Source organism: Psychrobacter sp. CX18 (assembly GCF_057396215.1).
Genome location: NZ_JBXYJH010000011.1, coordinates 95,381 through 115,207 on the forward strand (window position 1 = coordinate 95,381; position 19,827 = coordinate 115,207).

Annotated in this window: 15 protein-coding genes; 8 read left to right on the plus strand and 7 right to left on the minus strand. The window is 40.9% G+C overall.

The window, feature by feature from the left end:
- Positions 1-94 precede the first annotated feature (94 nt).
- Together AC2SLT_RS09580 and AC2SLT_RS09585 are read left to right on the plus strand one after the other, a co-directional pair.
- Positions 95-1,030 (plus strand): LysR substrate-binding domain-containing protein, encoded by a 936-nt coding sequence (locus tag AC2SLT_RS09580; RefSeq protein WP_486547517.1) that lies wholly within the window; start codon positions 95-97, stop codon positions 1,028-1,030.
- 136 nt (positions 1,031-1,166) lie between these two features.
- On the plus strand, positions 1,167-2,168 hold the full coding sequence (locus AC2SLT_RS09585) for an LLM class flavin-dependent oxidoreductase (RefSeq protein WP_486547434.1): 1,002 nt from the start codon (positions 1,167-1,169) through the stop codon (positions 2,166-2,168).
- A 187-nt stretch (positions 2,169-2,355) separates the two neighbouring features.
- On the opposite strand, the gene AC2SLT_RS09590 is transcribed toward AC2SLT_RS09585, so the two are convergent.
- From AC2SLT_RS09590 to mnmG, 4 genes are all read right to left on the minus strand, one after another.
- Positions 2,356-2,712: a hypothetical protein gene (locus AC2SLT_RS09590; RefSeq protein ID WP_486547435.1), complete on the minus strand. Its 357-nt coding sequence runs from the start codon at positions 2,710-2,712 to the stop codon at positions 2,356-2,358.
- A gap of 130 nt (positions 2,713-2,842) precedes the next feature.
- The gene (locus tag AC2SLT_RS09595; RefSeq protein ID WP_486547436.1) at positions 2,843-3,910 is read right to left on the minus strand and encodes an AEC family transporter; all 1,068 of its coding nucleotides are present in this window, start codon (positions 3,908-3,910) and stop codon (positions 2,843-2,845) included.
- Positions 3,911-3,924: 14 nt separating this feature from the next.
- Complete coding sequence (locus AC2SLT_RS09600; protein WP_486542909.1) at positions 3,925-4,134, minus strand: ChaB family protein; 210 nt, start codon at positions 4,132-4,134, stop codon at positions 3,925-3,927.
- A gap of 145 nt (positions 4,135-4,279) precedes the next feature.
- Positions 4,280-6,175 (minus strand): tRNA uridine-5-carboxymethylaminomethyl(34) synthesis enzyme MnmG, encoded by a 1,896-nt coding sequence (gene mnmG / locus AC2SLT_RS09605; protein WP_486547518.1) that lies wholly within the window; start codon positions 6,173-6,175, stop codon positions 4,280-4,282.
- Positions 6,176-7,002: 827 nt separating this feature from the next.
- Here mnmG and AC2SLT_RS09610 point away from each other — a divergent pair.
- Positions 7,003-8,580, plus strand: a complete 1,578-nt coding sequence (locus AC2SLT_RS09610; protein ID WP_486547437.1) for a M16 family metallopeptidase — start codon at positions 7,003-7,005, stop codon at positions 8,578-8,580.
- A 200-nt stretch (positions 8,581-8,780) separates the two neighbouring features.
- The gene (locus tag AC2SLT_RS09615) at positions 8,781-10,352 is read left to right on the plus strand and encodes a M16 family metallopeptidase (RefSeq protein WP_486547438.1); all 1,572 of its coding nucleotides are present in this window, start codon (positions 8,781-8,783) and stop codon (positions 10,350-10,352) included.
- A gap of 171 nt (positions 10,353-10,523) precedes the next feature.
- On the opposite strand, the gene AC2SLT_RS09620 is transcribed toward AC2SLT_RS09615, so the two are convergent.
- Together AC2SLT_RS09620 and AC2SLT_RS09625 are read right to left on the minus strand one after the other, a co-directional pair.
- Positions 10,524-11,303 (minus strand): hypothetical protein, encoded by a 780-nt coding sequence (locus tag AC2SLT_RS09620; RefSeq protein WP_486547439.1) that lies wholly within the window; start codon positions 11,301-11,303, stop codon positions 10,524-10,526.
- 317 nt (positions 11,304-11,620) lie between these two features.
- A complete protein-coding gene (locus AC2SLT_RS09625) occupies positions 11,621-12,532 on the minus strand; it encodes a D-Ala-D-Ala carboxypeptidase family metallohydrolase (protein ID WP_486547440.1) in 912 nt (303 codons plus the stop codon).
- 427 nt (positions 12,533-12,959) lie between these two features.
- On the opposite strand from AC2SLT_RS09625, the gene rodA reads away from it, so the two are divergent.
- From rodA to AC2SLT_RS09645, 4 genes are all read left to right on the plus strand, one after another.
- A complete protein-coding gene (gene rodA / locus AC2SLT_RS09630; protein ID WP_486547441.1) occupies positions 12,960-14,102 on the plus strand; it encodes a rod shape-determining protein RodA in 1,143 nt (380 codons plus the stop codon).
- A 195-nt stretch (positions 14,103-14,297) separates the two neighbouring features.
- Positions 14,298-15,566: a putative DNA modification/repair radical SAM protein gene (locus tag AC2SLT_RS09635; RefSeq protein ID WP_486547442.1), complete on the plus strand. Its 1,269-nt coding sequence runs from the start codon at positions 14,298-14,300 to the stop codon at positions 15,564-15,566.
- 138 nt (positions 15,567-15,704) lie between these two features.
- Positions 15,705-16,562, plus strand: coding sequence for a TIGR03915 family putative DNA repair protein (locus AC2SLT_RS09640; RefSeq protein WP_486547443.1), 858 nt, complete (start codon positions 15,705-15,707; stop codon positions 16,560-16,562).
- A 266-nt stretch (positions 16,563-16,828) separates the two neighbouring features.
- Positions 16,829-17,959, plus strand: a complete 1,131-nt coding sequence (locus AC2SLT_RS09645; RefSeq protein WP_486547519.1) for a glycosyltransferase — start codon at positions 16,829-16,831, stop codon at positions 17,957-17,959.
- A 487-nt stretch (positions 17,960-18,446) separates the two neighbouring features.
- Here AC2SLT_RS09645 and AC2SLT_RS09650 read toward each other — a convergent pair whose 3' ends face one another.
- On the minus strand, positions 18,447-19,601 hold the full coding sequence (locus AC2SLT_RS09650) for an endonuclease/exonuclease/phosphatase family protein (RefSeq protein WP_486547444.1): 1,155 nt from the start codon (positions 19,599-19,601) through the stop codon (positions 18,447-18,449).
- Positions 19,602-19,827: the final 226 nt, after the last annotated feature.

Here is a 19,827-nt window from a genome sequence, read left to right on the forward strand (position 1 = left end):
GGAATATGTGTTTATAATTCCTTAAAATTACCCCCTACTTTAGTCTTATGCTTTTAATTGGCTTTTCATTTTGAGCTTGCAACAGGATATCTTTATGGCAATTGATGTGGTCGTCAACCAAAGACACTTACAAATTCAACTTAAGCAATTAGAAACGGTCTGGCATACCGTCATAAACGGCTATAACTTAAGTCAAGCGGCACTCGTTTTACACACTAGCCAATCAAGCTTATCCAAGCATATCTCGGCACTAGAAAGCCAACTAAAGGCAGAAGTCTTCGTACGTCAGGGCAAACGCCTGACTGGACTAACTCCTGTGGGTGAGGCACTGTTGCCCCATATTGAAGCGATCTTCACAGAAATACGTACCATTGAAAACATTAGCCTTGATTATAACAATCCGCAAACAGGCACGTTAACCTTGGCGACCACTCATACCCAAGCGCGCTACGTATTGCCTGACATTATTAAACAATTTAAAAAACAATTCCCTAAAGTGCAGTTGGTATTACAACAAGCCGATCCTGAGACCATTGCTAATATGGTTATACGCGGTCAGGCCGATATTGGTATTGCTACTGAATCTTTATTACAAAATGCCTACCTCAGATGCTATCGCTATTATGACTGGTCTCATCGAGTTATTGTACCAAAAGACCATGAGCTGGCTGGTCTAGATACTATCGACTTACCTACCTTAGCAAGCTATCCCCTAGTGACCTATCATGGCGGCTTTACGGGTCGTGGTGCTATCGATAAGACCTTTCATGAGGCCGGTTTAGAGCCTGATGTCGTATTAGCGGCCTTAGATGCTGATGTGATTAGCACTTACGTTGGCGCAGGATTGGGAGTTGGTATCATCGCAGAGATGGCATTCGAACCCAGCCATTATCAAAGCCTAACTGCCATTCCTATTGATCACTTTGGCCGCTTTACCAGTTGGATTGCGGTTCGAGATGATGCCGAAATCCGCCATTTTGGTAAGGCATTTATCAAGCTATGCCAAGCGCAGTTTGATGATAAATCTTAATATTTCAGTTCGGATTCATTCTTTTATGATTTATTAATTTTAGCCCCTATCCTCTTGAAACTTTAGCGGTACACAGTCATATCATAGCTATAACGATGACAATTTTACCCCTATATTAATGGATAATGGATAAATTATGACTAAAATACCGCTATCCTTTCTTGATTTAGCACCTGTCCCAGAAGGTCACCCTATCTCAACAGGTGTCGCTAATACCGTTGAGATGGCACAAAAGGCAGAGTCCATAGGACTAAACCGCTACTGGATGGCAGAACATCATAATATGCCAGGAATTGCCAGTGCCGCAACGTCAGTGTTACTATCGCATATTGGTGCCAAAACCAGCAAGATACGTATTGGCTCAGGCGGCGTCATGCTACCTAACCATGCGCCACTGATAATTGCTGAACAATTTGGTACGCTTCAAGCTTTATATGGAGACCGTATTGATTTAGGCTTAGGCCGTGCGCCGGGTACAGATGGCGCAACCTTTACTGCGCTTCGCCGTCAAATGCAGGATGCTGAGCGCTTCCCGCAAGATGTGCAGGAGCTGCTATTCTTTTTAGGGAGTGACTCAGATAACAGTCCGGTTCAAGCTTTTCCAGGAGCTCACAGTCAAGTACCTATCTGGATATTAGGCTCTTCTTTATTTGGTGCGACACTCGCGGCTAAATTAGGACTGCCCTACGCGTTTGCCTCGCATTTTGCCCCGCGTATGATGACTCACGCTTTAAAGGCTTATCGGGATAATTTCAAACCTTCGCCTTATTTAGATAAGCCTTATGTCATGTTAGCGGCTAACCTGCTCCTTGCTGACGATGATGACACTGCACACTACCACTTTACGTCGGCTCAGCAGAGCTTTGTGCGCTTACGCCGTGGTGAGCGAGGACAAATACCAAAACCCGTTCAGTCAATGGACAACTTATGGAGTGCACCGGAAAAGGCAATGGTAGAGGATGCTTTAGCCATTTCGTTTATTGGTTCTGTACCTCGTGTTCGACCCCTACTTCAACACTTCATCGAAGAATATCAGCCTGATGAGCTTATGGTTACTGCTAATATATACGACCAACAAGCCCGCTTACACTCACTTGATCTGGTGCCTAAACTTGAGTTGTTTGATCTAAATCAATAATACCTTTTGTATGAAACAACCTATCTTTATCAGGCTCACTAAACCTACCATTATTAGCGGTGGCCCTCGCCATCATCGATAAGTTAATTTGTAGATTTGATATTACGTTCCTAATTAAAAAGAAAAAAGCCACCGATTTTTGTATCGGTGGCTTTTTTATATCTATTTCCATAAAGAATGGGTAATATTAGAGCACGCAAAACTCTACTTCAGTCATATTGCGACCTACCATCTTTATGGTATGAGTACCAGAATGTTGACTCACATAGCGGTAATCTGATCCGCCTTGATCTTTAAGCACTTTGCCTTTGCTATCTACCACACTCTGCACATGGCCTTCAGTTTTTACCACTAATTCTTGATTGGCTTTTATCTCAAGTGTGAATAATCTACCAGAGGTTAAATCACCCTTATAAAGGCCACAGTCGCTACCTTTGATAAAGATAACTTCGCTAGTCGGAATAGTAGGCACTGCGTGTGCTGTAAAAGCCAATGCCATCAGTACACTGGCTATGCACACAGTGGTGCCGAAATTCTTTATCATAATTGTCGCTACTTTATCCATATACCTATTGAGTCAAACCTTTTGAGCGAAACCTGCTGAGCCAAACTTGCTGAGACTGTCACTCTGACCAAGCTTGAGACTGTATCACCTCCAAGGTTTAAACACAAGACTACAATAAGCCTAAACCACGTAATATAGCTGCGCCTATCGCCATAGCAAATAATGACACCACGGTGGTAAATGCCAAAATATTTGCCGCCAACACCTCATTTCCCCCCATTGCTTTTGCCATTACATAACTTGCTGCTGCCGCTGGAGACGTCACCATCAAAAACAACACCCCCATGTGCACACCTGTCAGACCAAAACCTAGCCCCACTCCAACAGCCAAGAGTGGCGCAATAACGATACGGCCTATACTGGCTTGCATCGATAAGCCTGATAGATTGAGCATTGAGCGGACATCGAGCGTCGCCCCAGCACAAATAAGGGCTAAAGGTAACGCCAATGCGGATAAATATTCGCCCGTTTGAGTGATGACATTGGGTAGACCCACAAATGAGACACTTGATGCCAGTGCTTTATAACTAAATGCCACGACTAAAGCGATGATCAGCGGGTTGGTGAGCATCTTTTGCACCAATAATATCCAGCGTGAAGAACGTACTGAGGTCACAAATTGACGGGTTTTGTTGCTATTGCTATGTGCAGAATTAACATTAGCCGTGCGTTTAGTATTGTCAGACTCACTAGACTGCTTAGCCGTTGTATTCTCAACTGCCGTTCGGCTAAGGGTGATGACCGCCAGTATATTAAATATGAGGGTCAATATTCCCATATATACCGCACCCACGCTCACCCCTTGAGAACCATAGGCATTGGCAACTGTTGCGAGTCCTATGATACCCATATTACTGCGAAAGACGCCTTGTACGAAAACGCCCTTGTCTTCGGCTCTTTCGATGAACTGTTTGGCGTACCATTCTGCACCAAAGAATAACAACAAGGTCACCACGAACCCTGCAACAATCAGATTTATTTGCTGCATAAAGTCAACATGACTTTGTGTCACGCTAAAGAAAAGTAGACAGGGTAATGCGTAATTAAAAACCAATTTAGAAGCTTCGTCGACGAAGGTTCTACTAATATGGCCGTGTCTTTGCATAAAAAAGCCTAACCCCATTAAAAACAGGTTAGGCAATACAATATTTAAGGCAAAGACAATAGCGTCAATCATACATCGCTCACTATCTATTTATGGTCTTGTTTTTTTACCCAGTCACCCTTGTCATTCTTCTCATAGACATTTTCAACAGCAGCCCAAGCGGTTGCAAACCAACGTGACTCGTCATCATATTGCTCAGAGGCACTATTAAAAGCGGCAAGGAATATCTCTTGTCCATGCTTAGGTAAGTTGTCCTTGACCTGATCTGGCAGATCTGAAAGCTTATCATATGGCATTTTTGACTCCTTTTAGGGGAAGTAGCTAATTATGGAAGCAGCTAATGATTAAAGCATCAATTTATAAAAATAGCGAGCTGCGTCAGAAACTAAGAGATTAAACCCTATCAACTAATAAATACAGTCAACTAAAAATCCCAGTCATCTAAGAAGTAATGGCAGCCATCGCTTTGCGCTGTTTTTTCAAGGTCATACCCAATAGCTGGATAGCTGCTGGGGTAACTCCACTAATTCGGCCAGCTTGAGCTAAGGTGGCAGGGCGAATCTCATTGAGCTTTTGTACAATCTCATTGGACAGTCCAGAGACCACACTATAATCAAAGTCGTCAGGAAGCTCAGTATTTTCTAGGCGCTTCATTTGATCGATATCTTCTTGCTGACGATCAATATATCCGGCATATTTAACCGATATCTCGATCTGCTCACCCACATCTGACGCCACCTCGGCACCCGTTATGGTAGCGATATCATCAAACCCAACTTTAGGACGTTTTAATAAGTCGTAAGCCGTAGATTCTTTAGACAATACTTCACCTGTCTGTTCTGCAAACTTTTTACCCAGCTCATTGTTGGGAGTTGCCCACATATCTTTTAAGCGCGCAGATTCCGTGGCGATAGAATCCATTTTTTGTTGATAAGACTCCCAGCGATTATCATCAACCAACCCAAGCTGACGGCCTATTTCGGTTAACCGCTGATCGGCATTATCCTCACGTAGTAGCAGTCTATATTCTGCGCGACTGGTAAACATACGATATGGCTCTTTTGTGCCATGAGTAATTAAGTCATCGACCAATACACCTAAATAAGCTTGATCACGACGCGGTGTCCAACTGTCCATGACTGGATTATCTTGCGTCGATAACGCAGCGTTTATACCAGCGAGAAGACCCTGTACACCGGCCTCTTCATAGCCTGTCGTGCCATTAATCTGACCAGCAAAGTACAAGCTATCAATTGACTTAGTTTCAAGCGTCGGCTTTAAGTTTTGTGGGTTAAAATAATCATATTCAATGGCATATCCTGGACGCGTCACATGGGCATTTTCAAAGCCCGCCATCGTACGGATAAACTCAATTTGCACATCAAACGGCAAACTGGTTGAAATGCCATTTGGATACAGCTCATTCGTGGTTAAACCCTCTGGCTCAACAAATATTTGATGACTATCTTTATCCGCAAAGCGATGTATTTTATCTTCAATAGAAGGACAATAGCGTGGCCCTACCCCTTCGATCGTACCTGAGAATAGAGGCGAACGATCAAGATGCTGACGAATAATGTCATGCGTCTTCTCATTGGTATGGGTAATATAACAGTTAACCTGCTCAGGGTGCATATCCACATGCCCCATAAAGCTCATGACAGGCAGGGGTGTATCACCAGGCTGAACCTTCATCACACTAAAGTCAACACTACGTGCATCAATACGGGCGGGCGTGCCTGTTTTTAAGCGTCCTACTGGCAGCTTCAATTCACGTAAACGCTCAGCAAGCTTAATAGACGGCTGATCACCGGCGCGCCCCCCTTTAGAATTATCCATACCGATATGAATGACACCACCTAAGAAGGTACCTGACGTCAAAACAACGGTTTTGGTTTTAAAAATAATACCAGTAGAGGTCACTACCGCACAGGCCTTACCATTTTCCACAAGAATGTCGTCCGCGCCTTGCTGGAATAGATCAAGATTAGGCTGGTTTTCTAACGTATGGCGAATAGCCGCTTTATATAAAATACGATCCGCTTGGGCACGAGTGGCACGAACTGCGGCCCCTTTTCGACTATTTAAGACCCGAAACTGTATACCAGCTTTATCGGTCGCCAATGCCATGGCGCCACCTAAGGCATCAATTTCACGCACCAAATGTGACTTACCAATACCGCCAATGGCAGGGTTACAGCTCATCTGCCCCAATGTTTCTATATTATGGGTCAACAATAAAGTCTGAGCACCCATCCGTGCTGCCGCCAGCGCCGCTTCTGTACCCGCATGTCCTCCCCCAATGACAACGACGTCATAGGATTTTGGATATGTGATACCAGCACTATGCGATGTGGTAATTGATGACCCACTATTTAGTGAACTAGTATTTGGTGACATAACAGATGCCTCGCTTGCGGTTGACTGTATAGAGGATGAAAAGATAAATGCTGTTTGCAAAAGATCGTCAGTTAAGGAAGTGAGTAAAAATCGTTAACAGCCTTAGCTTAGCAATAATTTAGCATTGAGAGAATTATAAAACCTTGAGTCACTTGAAACTTGAGTCACTCGAAACTTGTGTTACTGGAAAATAGAATAACAGGCAATTATAACAGAATTTGAGCAGTTACAATAGTCGAGCAATGATAATGCAATACCAAATCTAGTCATTCACTTATCAATGAAAGTGAGTGCCATTACGACATATCAAGCTAAAATAGTAGTTTCAACAAGCTTGTCAAAGGCCTGCCGATAAAGATAACTTATTTAAAAAGCAAAGTTTTAAATACCCATAGTCGAGCCATCATCACTATACAATCTTTAGCTTGTTCACATTTATTTGTTCACATTTATTTGTTCACATTTATTTGTTCACATTTATTTGTTCACATTTATTTGTTCACATTTATTTGTTCACATTTATTTGTTCACATTTATTTGTTCACATTTATTTGTTCACATTAACTTGTTCATATTAGCTTGAAAATTAATGTGACGATAATAAAAGTATGATAATTCTTATACTTTAGACTTACTGTATTCCAAGCAGTGGCTAAATATTGAGAAAATATAGAATTATTATAGGACTATTGTAGCTTAAGTTGCCTTTTTGACTTAAATGTTGAAATAATATAGGACTATACAATTTCTATATTGAGGACTGCATGAAAAACACTGTTATATCAAATCTAGAAATTAAACGACCTGCCTTAATACCCTCCTTTCACCTATTAAGTTATGCTATACCTCGTGCGATCTCTTTTAATGTTCTAAAGCGCAGCTTATGGATGGCTTTTACAGTTTCCGCACTTACGGCGTGCAATACCTTATCAAGCACCAATCATTCAACTCAGTCTTCATCGAGCAGTGTTCCAAGTTATAGCAATAACTCTACTTCCAATAGTGAGTCTCGCTCAGAACTGACTGGCGACACTAAACCTAAGTTTGCAGCAGACGCTAGTCGCCATGAGTATCAGCTACAAAATGGGTTAAAAGTCATTATCAAAGAAGATCATAGATCGCCAGTTGCCATGGCTCAGATTTGGTACGGGGTAGGCTCGACCGATGAACCTGATGATAAAGGCGGTATTTCCCACCTTCTTGAACACATGATGTTTAAAGGGACTAAAAAAGTATCTGGCTCTGACTTTGATAGACTCATCGCCAAATATGGCGGCGATCACAATGCGTTTACCAGTTATGACTACACCGGCTACTATGAGATGTTTCCCGTTAATCGACTAGATCTGGCTTTGGAGCTAGAAGCCGATCGTATGATTAACTTGCGCTTTGACAGTGATGAATTTGTACATGAGTTTGCTCAAGAACGTAATGTGGTCATGGAGGAGCGCCGTCAACGTACTGATGATAATCCTTTGGCCAGAGCCTTTGAAAAGTTTAGCAAATTAGCCCTACCAGATAGCCCTAAGGGAGAATCCATCATCGGACCAATGGATGAAATTAGCAATACCTCTATCGAAGATCTAGAAAACTGGTACAAAACCTGGTATGCACCAAACAACGCAACGTTAGTGATTGTCGGTGATGTCAACCCAGATGATACATTAAATAAGGTTAAGCAATACTTTGGGCAAATCGAACGTAAGACCCTGCCTCAGCGTCCTTCTGTTCAGCAGCATGGATGGCGTGGCTATCAGGAAAAAACCTTACTTGAAACGGTCAATGTACCCACCTTAATGATGGGATATAACGTGCCAACCTTGCTGAGCACAAAAGTAGCCAATGTTCCTGAAAAAGAAGCCTATGAGTTATTGATGTTGCAGTATTTAATGGATGGTGGATTAGCCGCCCGATTCGAGAAAAACTTAATTCGTGAACAAGGAACGCTTGCATCAGTGGTCGCTTACTACAGTATTTTTGAGCGCGGAGATGGTCTGTATATGATTCAAGCGACACCTCGTGAAGGCGTTAGTTTGGCACAAGCCCAGCAAGCGATTATTAATGAAATAGACAGATTTAAATCTGAACAGATAAGCCAACAAGAGCTTGAACGCGCTCGAAATAATGTGGTCAAAGGATTTGTCTTTTCTCAAGACAGTGTTGCAGGTCAAGCCAATATGATAGGCAGTATGCAAGTACGCGGTCTTGACGACCGCTTAATTACTATCTTGTCTGATAAGCTGGCTCAAGTCACTAGTGACGATATTAATGCCATTGCCAACAAGTACTTGGTGAAAGACAACTTAACGGTGATGCATGTAGAGCCCGCTCAAGCCAATTGAACCCTTAATATAACTGAGCCCTTAATACAACGGAACCCTTTATTAGACAGAAATACGTCATCTAAAAGATTTAAATTAGAATAATTTGAATTAATATGGCTTAGATGTGCGACATAATAACCTTACGTTAGAACACACATTACTTTAAAACACACCACATTGATGCGTCTTTTATTATTAAAACCACTGATGGATTTGTTATGAAACTTGACCCCTTAGCTTATTTAAGAGTAAAACCTACTTTAAAAATACAATCAACAAGATCAAAACCAGTAAAAGCACAATCATTAACATTAAAAGCAACAGTCCTAAAAACAGCGATATTGACTGCTTTATTAACCACAGTTAGTATCAATAGCTTAAATTATGCCAATGCTGCGACTCCTAATACACCGGCCGGTGAACATACAGCTGCTGATGTGGACTTAACTCAGCCCATCCAAGCCGTAGACAACTTAACCAGCTTAAAATCCGACAAAAAGCTGGATATGAGCATCCCAGAATTTGAACATTTTAAAACCAGTAACGGGGTACCGGTTATCTTTTTTCAAACCAATCAATTACCAATTGTCGATCTTGATATACGTTTTAATGCCGGTAGCGCCCGAGATGAGAGCATTCGAAAAAATGGATTTGGGCTCGCCAGTATGGTCGCAGGCATGTTGACTAAAGGCACCAAACAGCTTGATGAGACACAGTTTGCAGAAGCTGAAGAGCAGTTAGGTATTGAGCTAAATAGTGGTGCTTATAAAGATCAGTTTGTCGTCAGTCTCCGCAGCTTATCGGATGATGAGCATCTCACTCCTGCGTTGACACTAATGAGTAGTATGCTAAATGAACCCAGATTCGATGAGCAGGTACTACAGCGATCTAAAGCTCAGCAGATATTAGGTCTTAAACAAATGCAGCAAAACCCTGCCTACATCGCTAGCACAACCTTTAGTCAAGCACTGTACGGCAATCATCCTTACGCACACTCGTCTTATGGACAGGTTGACAGTATTCCTCACATTGAAACTGCTGATTTAAAGAAGTTTCATGATACGTATTTGGTAGCGCAAAACGCCAGTTTGAGTATCACGGGTGATTTAAGCTTAGCTCAAGCCAAACAAGTTGCTGAACTCGCTACTAAACAGCTACCCCAAGGCAAGCCTGCCCCCAAATTACCCGACCCTACACCTATCAAACACAGCAAAACGTTACATGTCGATTTTGACAGTGACCAAACATCAGTGGTGATTGGACAATTGGGTTACCGCATAAAAGCGGATCCAGAATCAATGCAACGAGGCACTGAGTTTAGTATAGGCAATGAGGTATTGGCAGGCTCAGGATTTAACTCTCGTTTGATGGGTAAAGTACGTAAAGAGCTGGGTTATACCTATGGCATATATGGCAATATGACGCCTATGCAAGTACAAGGTCCTTATACCATCAGCTTTTCATCGCGTAATGAGAAGGCAGACGAAGCCATTCAAGCGACTTTAGAGACCGTGACGAATACTTTAGAAAATGGCATAACACCACAGGAATTTAAGCTGACCCAAGAAAACTTGATTAACAGTTATCCTATGGGTTTCTCAAGTAATGCCGCTATTAATGGCATGCTAGGTGGTATCAATTTTAATAAGCTGCCTGACAGCTTTGTCAGCGAGTACATCAACCGAATTGAGAAAACATCTATTGAAGATGTCAATCAAACGTTAAGACAGACATTGAACCCTGATAAATTTATTATTGTTACAGTTGGCAAGCCTAAACAGACAAAGTAATACCTATAAAAAAAGAAACCTAATCAGGTTTCTTTTTTTATAGTGCGTTTTATGGTGCCTTTAGATATTTATTTATTAAAAAGGACGCGCCTAAATGTCATGTTACAGTCCATCATCATACTACCTTTTTTAGACACTCAATTACCAGACACTTTAGTTGAATAATAAGGCTTAACTTTCGATTGTCACCTTAAGATTGTAATTGATCGGTGTAGAGTGATACTTGTAGCCTGTAAATTCAACACGAATGATGTGCGCATCGTTTTGCTTCACTTTAAACCAACCATTTTCAAAATTATGTATTTGCGGCGAAATTAAGTAGGCTTCCATCTGATTTGGACTAACCCCTACCATTATTGTTTGACCTTTACTTGGATACAAATAATAATCGCAATAATTATTAATCAAGACATCGTGATTGCGTTGTATCAAGTTTGAGTCAATTTTTAACTCAAGTTTTTTTGGACATTTTTTAGCTTGTTCATCAAGCAATTGCGCTTTATCCAATAATAATGTTTTATTATCACCGGTTTCATTGGTGTATGACTGTGTATTGTTCAAATGAGTCGCGTTAGAACCTGCATCACTCATACCAATACCACTGGACTCAAAACTATTTAAATGGCTTCTTAACTGAGTGCCCATTGTATTATTTTGAAAATGACTGTCCATTGAATCCTTGCTATGTGAATCAACGTTTTGTGAAACAGTGCTTTGTAAATCAGTATCGTGACTATTTATTGAGTGCAATTTGACAGACCCTACCGAGTCTACATTTTCAAAACTTGTGAGTTTATTTGTCGCTAAGGTAGGTAAACCTAAGTCAGAGATATCCTGCCATTCGTTATTATTGTTATGATTTCCAAAAAGTGTATCGACTTGGTCGCAGCTGGTAATAACCAATGCAATGATAGGTATAAAAATAGCCTGATAACACGATCTTAATTTCAACTCAAATTCCTTAATTATATATGCCCTCTGTGCTTCTTAAAATCAATCACAATATTTCTGATCATTAGCCTTATATTGCCTGACAATGGATAAGCAAGTGCTAGCGGGTAATAAAAGAAAATTTCATATGACGGAGCATTAAGAAAATAGCATGACCTCATGCTTGACTATGTCAATCATCGCTAAAACTAGGCTATTGTCAAAACAAGGTTTTTTACTAGAAAAAACTTGTTTTGATGAATAAAACATATTATACACCTATTTTACATAAATGTAATAGAAATTAACATAAACTTAGATTGAGTTAAGTAAATAACTTAATTTGAATTTAGATAACGACACGGTGAGTCGTACCTAGAGTTTTGAGTACCCCAATATCTATAGCCTTGAGTGTCTATATGAATAGCACCAGTTGAATACAGTCCAAGTCCGAAGTCGTAACTTTCACCACGGGCTGACCAGAACTGGCATAGTCTGTCTTGCAATATACTGTTTAGCCAAGGCTGGCCTTCATATTCGGGAACCCAAATATCGATAGCACCATTAGTCATGTGCTTACTACCACGTGCGCCGCCCGCACAAGCATTTAGATCAGGAGAGCGATACGCTGAACGTATTTCGGCACTAGCAGGTATCACCCCTTGCCTTTTTAACTCATCGTACAACTGAACCGTTCTTACCATATTTGGCCATAACTCGCGAGGCGGCAACTGAAATTGCTCATAGCCACATTTTTCCCAGCTGCGTGCTGTTGACAATAGCTGTTCAGCAGGTGGCACCTCTGAGCGACCAATATAATCATTTAAATAACGCAAATATTGTGTGACTTCTCCGGCTCTGTAAGCACTCCTATTTAACCACTGTTTATAAGCTAAAGTGGTGTCTAATGCTGAACTTGGATAAGGGTATGAAGAGCTGTCAGAGGTATCTATTCGTCTATTTTGCTCTATCGTTAAATGGTCAGATTCATACTCTTCTTCAGCATCTCGAATTAAGACCCCAATGCTATCTGAGTTAGCTTTTGGGCTGCTAACTTGCCTATTTTTAGCAATATTGTTGCGACTATCAGGATAAGTAACACTTGAAGATCCTATGGTTCGTTGTTCATGGATACTTACACCAGGTTTATAATTTGGATTAGGCTTATAATTTGGGGCAGTACAGCCCGCTAATAGGGCAGCAGTCGCAACGGTAAAAAGGCCTAAATACGTCTTAAAGTAACAGCTCATAGCTTTCTAATTTCCAGTAATATATAGGTCAATATGGTCAATAACGTCAAAGTTGATAAGGACAGTATCTAAGGTTGATATGACGACTAACATAAAGTGTCAATAGTCATATGTAGTGACAGGTGCCAGTTAAGCTATTATTGTTATTGCATAAGATGCTATTCTCGTTTTAAGATATTATCAAATTCGCATTACGATACTATCAAATTTGATCAAGTCACGCTAAACTATAGTCACTAATACCTTGCTGCACTATTGCTCGAGTTTATACAAATTGCTATATCGCTATCAATTTTATTTTTTCACCTGTGGGGTGTATTAAACTATTCGCTTAAACGTTCTAAGCCTTTTACCTTTTATTAATTGTGGCTTAGTCTCTATATTCTAATCCATTGTAATCCTCCTCGCTTACTTGAAACCACTACTTATGTCAAAGCAACAACAGTACCGATTTTCTCGTCAAACCCACCATTTTGGGCGTGATGAAAATCCCAGTATTTGGGAACGTATTCATATTGATCCTTGGCTCATGTTGCTGCTTTTGACAGTCTGCTTTATCGGTTTGACTATTTTATACAGCGCCTCTACGCAAGATGTATCAATGGTTACTCGGCAGATGGTGAGCTATGGCATTGCCTTTGTCGTCATGATAGGTATGGCACAAATTCCGCCAAGCCTGTATCGAGACTTAACCCCGATTTTTTATATTATCGGCCTCGTCCTACTGATACTGGTAGATTTAATCGGCGAGGTTCGCATGGGCGCACGGCGCTGGATAGGAATACCAGGGTTTGGCAGTGTTCAACCTTCAGAATTTATGAAGCTTGGATTGCCGATGATGTGTGCGTGGTATCTGTCGCGTCGAGACTTGCCGCCTGATATTGTAACGGTATGTGTGACATTAGCTCTCATCATGGTCCCGGTATTTCTTATCGCAAGCCAGCCTGATTTAGGTACCTCTTTACTGGTTGCTGCCAGTGGTTTTTTTGTTCTGTTTTTGGCAGGGCTTCCATGGTGGATGATCGGTTCTGCGATCGGATTGATGATTCCTATGGTCTGGGCAGGCTGGATGTTCTTTATGCACGACTATCAAAAGCAACGGGTATTAACACTATTAAACCCTGAGGCGGATATGTTAGGTGCTGGGTGGAATATCACTCAGTCTAAGACAGCCATTGGATCTGGAGGTCTGACTGGCAAAGGGTATCTTGAAGGGACACAGTCTCATTTACACTTCCTTCCTGAGGGACATACTGACTTTATTATTGCCGCCTTTTCAGAAGAATTTGGGTTATTAGGGGTGAGTGTTCTACTATTTATTTATGCGTGTATCCTTGTTCGTTCTCTATTTATTTCCTCAATACATGTACATACTTATGGCCGACTTCTTGCAGGCGCCATATCCATGTCCTTTTTTGTCTATGTGTTTGTCAATATTGGTATGGTCAGTGGCATATTACCCGTTGTCGGCGTGCCTTTGCCTTTGATTAGTTATGGAGGTACTGCTGTCATTACTTTGATGGCGGGCTTCGGGCTATTAATGTCTGTCTATACTCATAATACTAAATAGCTTTTAAAGGGTCTATAAACGACATTCCTGATTATTCAATATTTAATTAATCACTATTTAAATAATGAATACTTAATTGTTCAATGCACACGACACTAACTGTCGTTTAGAATCAAACTCATACTGGTTATTACACGTATTTACTTAACAATTTGTTATCATAAATTATTAAAATTTTATAGGTAACACGGTAGTATGGGTTCAATTAATTACGAAAGGTTGCAAGGTAAACTCAATATTTTGGCTGATGCTGCCAAATACGATGTGTCCTGCTCATCCTCTGGTGGTAATCGTAAAAACCAAGGTGGCGGTCTTGGTGATGCCTCAAAAACAGGGATTTGCCACAGTTATACTGAGGACGGTCGCTGCGTCAGCTTGCTTAAAATCTTATTAACCAATCATTGTATTTACGACTGTGCTTATTGTACGTCTAGACGCAGTAATGATACGCCACGTGCTGCTTTTAGCGTGGAAGAAGTGGTTGAGTTAACCATGCAGTTTTATAGACGTAATTATATTGAAGGACTATTCTTAAGTTCTGGGATTTTTAAAAGTGGTGACCATACCATGGAACGCTTGGTTGAGGTGGCTAAGTTGCTTCGTACCCGTGAGCGATTTAATGGCTATATTCATCTAAAAACCATTCCTGGTGCCAGTAAAGAGCTACTTTATCAAGCAGGTTTATACGCTGATCGTCTCAGTGCCAATATCGAAATACCCACCAAATCAGGTCTAGCGCTACTGGCACCAGAAAAGAACCACTCCCAGTTGCAAGCGCCTTTACAAACGGTCAAAGAAGAAATTATTACCATCAAAGAGAGCCGTAAAAAGCATAAGTCTGCGCCCAAATTTGCCCCAGCGGGTCAAACCAGTCAGATGATTGTTGGTGCTAGTAATGAGACTGATCTTCAAGTCATCCAGTTATCTAGCCATTTTTATCAAAAATATGATCTAAAACGCGTGTACTACTCAGGCTATGTGCCTATGTTATCAGACAGTCGTTTGCCAGCATTAGGGACTCCTGTGCCGATGGTTCGTGAAAATCGCTTATATCAAGCAGATTGGTTAATGCGCTTCTATGGGTTTGGGGCTCATGAAATTGTAGAGCCCGAAGATCCTTTTTTAGATTTGGAATGTGATCCAAAGTTGGCGTGGGCTATCCGTCACCGTGAGCACTTCCCTGTCAATATTCAGCACGCGCCTTATGAGTCTATCGTGCGTATTCCTGGTATCGGTATTAAGACGGCGAAAAAAATCGTTAAAGCTCGCAAGTTTAATCAGATTACCTTAGAGCATCTCAAAAAAATGGGGGCAGCGGTCAACCGTGCAAAATACTTTATTGCCACGACCGGCAAGAACGAGCATCTTGCGCATCTAACCCGTGACAACTTCCGTCAATACGTGCTGGCTCAGACACAGACGAAATTTAAAGACGAGCGCAGTGGTCAGTTGGCTTTATTTTAAATTTTTCAACGCATTTTATGGTTTGTCCTGTTATCTGATCTTTTTAAAGGTGTCCTGTTATATGTATCTTGTAATAGGTGTCTTGTGATTAGTGATGAAAATAGGCCAAAATTTTATTGACTTATAATGACTCTATCAATGACCACACTCACTACCCTATCTCCCAATGTACCAGCTATTATCGTCTACGAACCTAGCTTCGAGGGTTGGCTTAGCGCGGTATTTTATGTTTATGAACATAAGTTTCAAAGCCATCCCTACCTAAAGCTTATGGATAGTCAAAACTATGTACCATCGCTAATCGATACCGCCACTTATGTCACTGTCGATGACATGAAAGCCCAGAGAGTACTTAATAGGTTAACTACCTTATTAGGTAAGTCGGGGGTTAGGCAAATATTGTGGGGGTTTTTATCAGAAAAAGAGTCGATTGGTACTACTTTATTTCAAGTGGTGAAATACGCTATCGATTATCCTGAACGAGATATACTCCAAGATTTAGGAAATTTGGATGTATTGGAGCTCGCGCAAACGGTGAAGTCTGTCGGCCGAGAAAAGCATCGCATGGAAGCCTTTGTCCGATTTGAGCATACCAAAGAGGATGTTTATTTCGCTCGCGTTGAGCCTGACTTTAATGTATTGCCTCTCATTGGTGAACACTTTAGGCAACGCTATCAAGACCAGCACTGGGCTATCTATGATCTAAAACGGGGCTATGGTATTTTTTATGATATGACACAGTCGACTGCGAAGCACCCTGCCCCACTGCAAACAATTGTTGACGTGGATGAGAACGTCATTAGAAACCCCGCCAGTGTGCACAGCGAACAAGAGCAACAATATCAGAAGTTTTGGCAAGGCTACTTCGTCAATGTCAATATTAAAGAGCGTAAAAATCCGCGCTTACATAAGCAGTATTTACCACAGCGCTACTGGAAATACCTGAGTGAAAAGCAAGTTCTACCCAATGCACCCCACCTTGCAAAAAAACGCTAACTTAGTCTAACGATCAAAGTATCCGTTTTAAAGCTGGAGCGGTAAACGCCTTGTTTTTTTATTGCTTTTAAATGACAATGTTCAATTATTATACCTTCTATAAGGAAGACATTGGTTTTACCATTATGTTTATGACAACAGTTATTTTATTTGGACATGCTTTTATTTAGAAGGCTATTTAGTATATTATCTAGTTGCCGTTTACGGATTTTACTCGCCCATCTTTTACGAGTCCTTCAACCACCTCAATCAGCCCAGTAGCCAATATGAAAGTCATGCGTTTGCTCTCCTCTTTAAAGCACGATGAATCCGAACGTGGTATTTTTCATCTTGGTCGAGCGTTAGTGAAGCGCGGTCATACCTCCATTATTATTTCTTCAGCAAGTAAAGATAATGATCTGGTTAAGCGACTTGAGCGAGATGGCAATATTTACCACCAGCTCTCCCTAGAAAAAAAGTCTTGGCTATCGCTTAGACAGACCTTTGCACTACGCAGACTCATTGAAAAGCATGAGCCCGACATCATTCACTTACACTCTCGTACCCCGGCTTGGGTATTATATTGGGCATTACGCGGTCTTAAAATGAGGACAAAGCCAAAGATTGTCTCAACCATGTATGGTTTTTATCCAATCAATAACTACTCTCGTGCTTTGTTAAATGTCGATAGTGTGATTACGGTGTCGGATAGTGTCAGTGACTACCTTAAAGATGAATTAAAAGAAGTAAAAATAGCGCCAAAGAGGATAACTCGCATTTATCGTGGGGTGGATACGCGTAACTTTCCCTATCGTTACAACCCTTCCGTATATTGGCTGAGACGTACTTTTGCTGAATATCCAGAGCTTGAACACAAAAAATGGCTGCTGTTTCCGACACTTATTGGACAGGAGTATGGACAAGAGTGGCTTATTGATATTGTTGGCAACCTCAGTAAGGATTTCCCTAATATACATATTATTATTATGGATGATGATTCTCGTCAAGACATCATCCATGAAGAGTTTATCCAACGCATTAAAGCCCTTGAATTAGCAGATCGATTTACTTTTATCGGCTCTAAGCATAATGATATGCGTGAATGGTTGGCCGCAACCAATATTGTGCTAGGCCTTGCGAATCAGCCTGAGTCCATCGGCATTAACGTGTTACAAGCCATCCATTTAGGGACGCCTGTCGTTGGCTGGGATAAAGCGGCTTTTAGTGAGATTTTACAACCCTTATATCCACAAGGATTGGTTAAAGAATACAACGCTTTTGCATTGTGCAAGGTCATACGTGTTCAATTAGAGAATGTGATGCGCCCTTCAATTACCGACAAATTTACCATGCAGCAAATGATCGATGAAACTTTAGAGGTATATGATACGGTGTCTAACGGGACTACTCTTGAATGAAATTTGAATGACTCGTTTACTACCTCATTACTATAATACCTTTTCTATAAAACAATCTATCTTAACGAGGTTAACACTGAAACCGTTTAGTCGTTCTCCGGCTATATAAAAAAAGAAAAAACCCAAGTCTAGGGCAGAGACTTGGGTTTAGGGGCATGACTTATTATTATTTCCTTGTTAAGCTCATCCTAAGCTTTTAATAAAACGTAACGCTTGCTTGAATTACTCTATAGGGCAATAAGGTAAATCAAACGAGGTACTGAAAATCCTTTCAGTTATTTACGTTTTACCAATCAACACTGCTATCCATGCTATCCTTGTGTTGATGTGCCCATTGTATGTTGAAACCTTGTCCGTGCCTAGCAGGCAAAAACCCATTTTAACGTAAGCATATGCTTACATGATGTGCTCAGCTCGTTTGATTATTAATGTATTATTATTGAGTGTGCATTATTTTAGAGTGGTGCTTATGAGAATGAGTATTAGTCTATACACTTGGGGTCATTGAGTCGGTATGTATAGGGTTTTGATCCTGCCGACTGTCCGCCCGTTCTATTGACATTTTAATACCCTCTTCTTTACCCTCTTCAATTTTAGCAACCGTGGCTTCTTTGTCTTGAATTGATGGCTCAGGCGCATTGCCTACTTGTTCTGCGTGCGCACAGCGCTCATACTGTAACGTGGTCATCACTGGGAAGTGATCTGAACCAATGGACGGCAATCTTTCAATATCCACTAACGTAAAGCATGGACTATGGAAAATATGGTCCAAGGCCCATCGTAGAAATGGATAATCGGCATGAAAGGTGTTAATAAAGAAGCGACCAATACGTGGATCGAGTAATCCAGATACCCGTCTAAACATTTTGGTGGTTTTTGACCACGCCACATCGTTCAAATCACCCGCTAAGATAGCCACTTGATTATTGATATTGATATGACGACCTACCATGAGTAGCTCAGCATCACGAGTGGTCGACTTATCTGCTTCGGTTGGGCTTGGCGGCATCGGATGCAAACAATAGAGCCAAATAACCTCGTCGTTTGGTAACCTCAACTGGGTATGAATGGAGGGTATATCGTCAATAAGCAAATATTTTACTTCGGGGTCTATGAGCTTAAACTTAGAATACAAATGCATACCATATAGATTGTCTAAAGGTACTTTTACAGTATAAGGGTAGTCGGCCTCAATAGCGCTTAAGGCATCTTGCCACTTTTGATCGGATTCCAAAGTTATCAAAATATCGGGCTGTTTCTGAGTGACTAAATCGACCAATGCTTGCGTATTATCATTTGGGGTGAGTACGTTTGAGACCATAAGCTTCACCTGTACCGAATTTGGTATAGGCGATGCCTGTCTCACCTCTTTTTTCCATACTCTCGTATAGGGCAGTACCATTAGCATTTGATAGCCAATAGAGACAATTAAACTAATTATTAGTATGACTTGCCATAAGTCCCAATGCGGCGTTAATAAACACAGCCCTATTAATGCTACCAGACCCAATACCACTATCTGAATTCTCGGAAAGTCTACCCCGCGTACCCACCAGTTATCCAAAGGCAACAAACCCCACGCACTGACAAAAATAACTAAGCCTGCTAATATTTGGATAATGAGATAGATAATATCTAGCATATGTATGGTCAACTTATAGGATAAATAAATAAAAGCGAATGGCGTCTTATAAAAAAAATCTTAAATTATTGGATTTAACTATTGCTTTTTATTGTATAAAAAGGCATGGTAATTAGTTATGCATAAATAAAATGAGTTAAGCATAAATTATTGGTTTTTTAACCTTTTAACCCATTATTATTCTAATAAATAATCTCTTATGTCATGCTCAATTATGATAATTAAG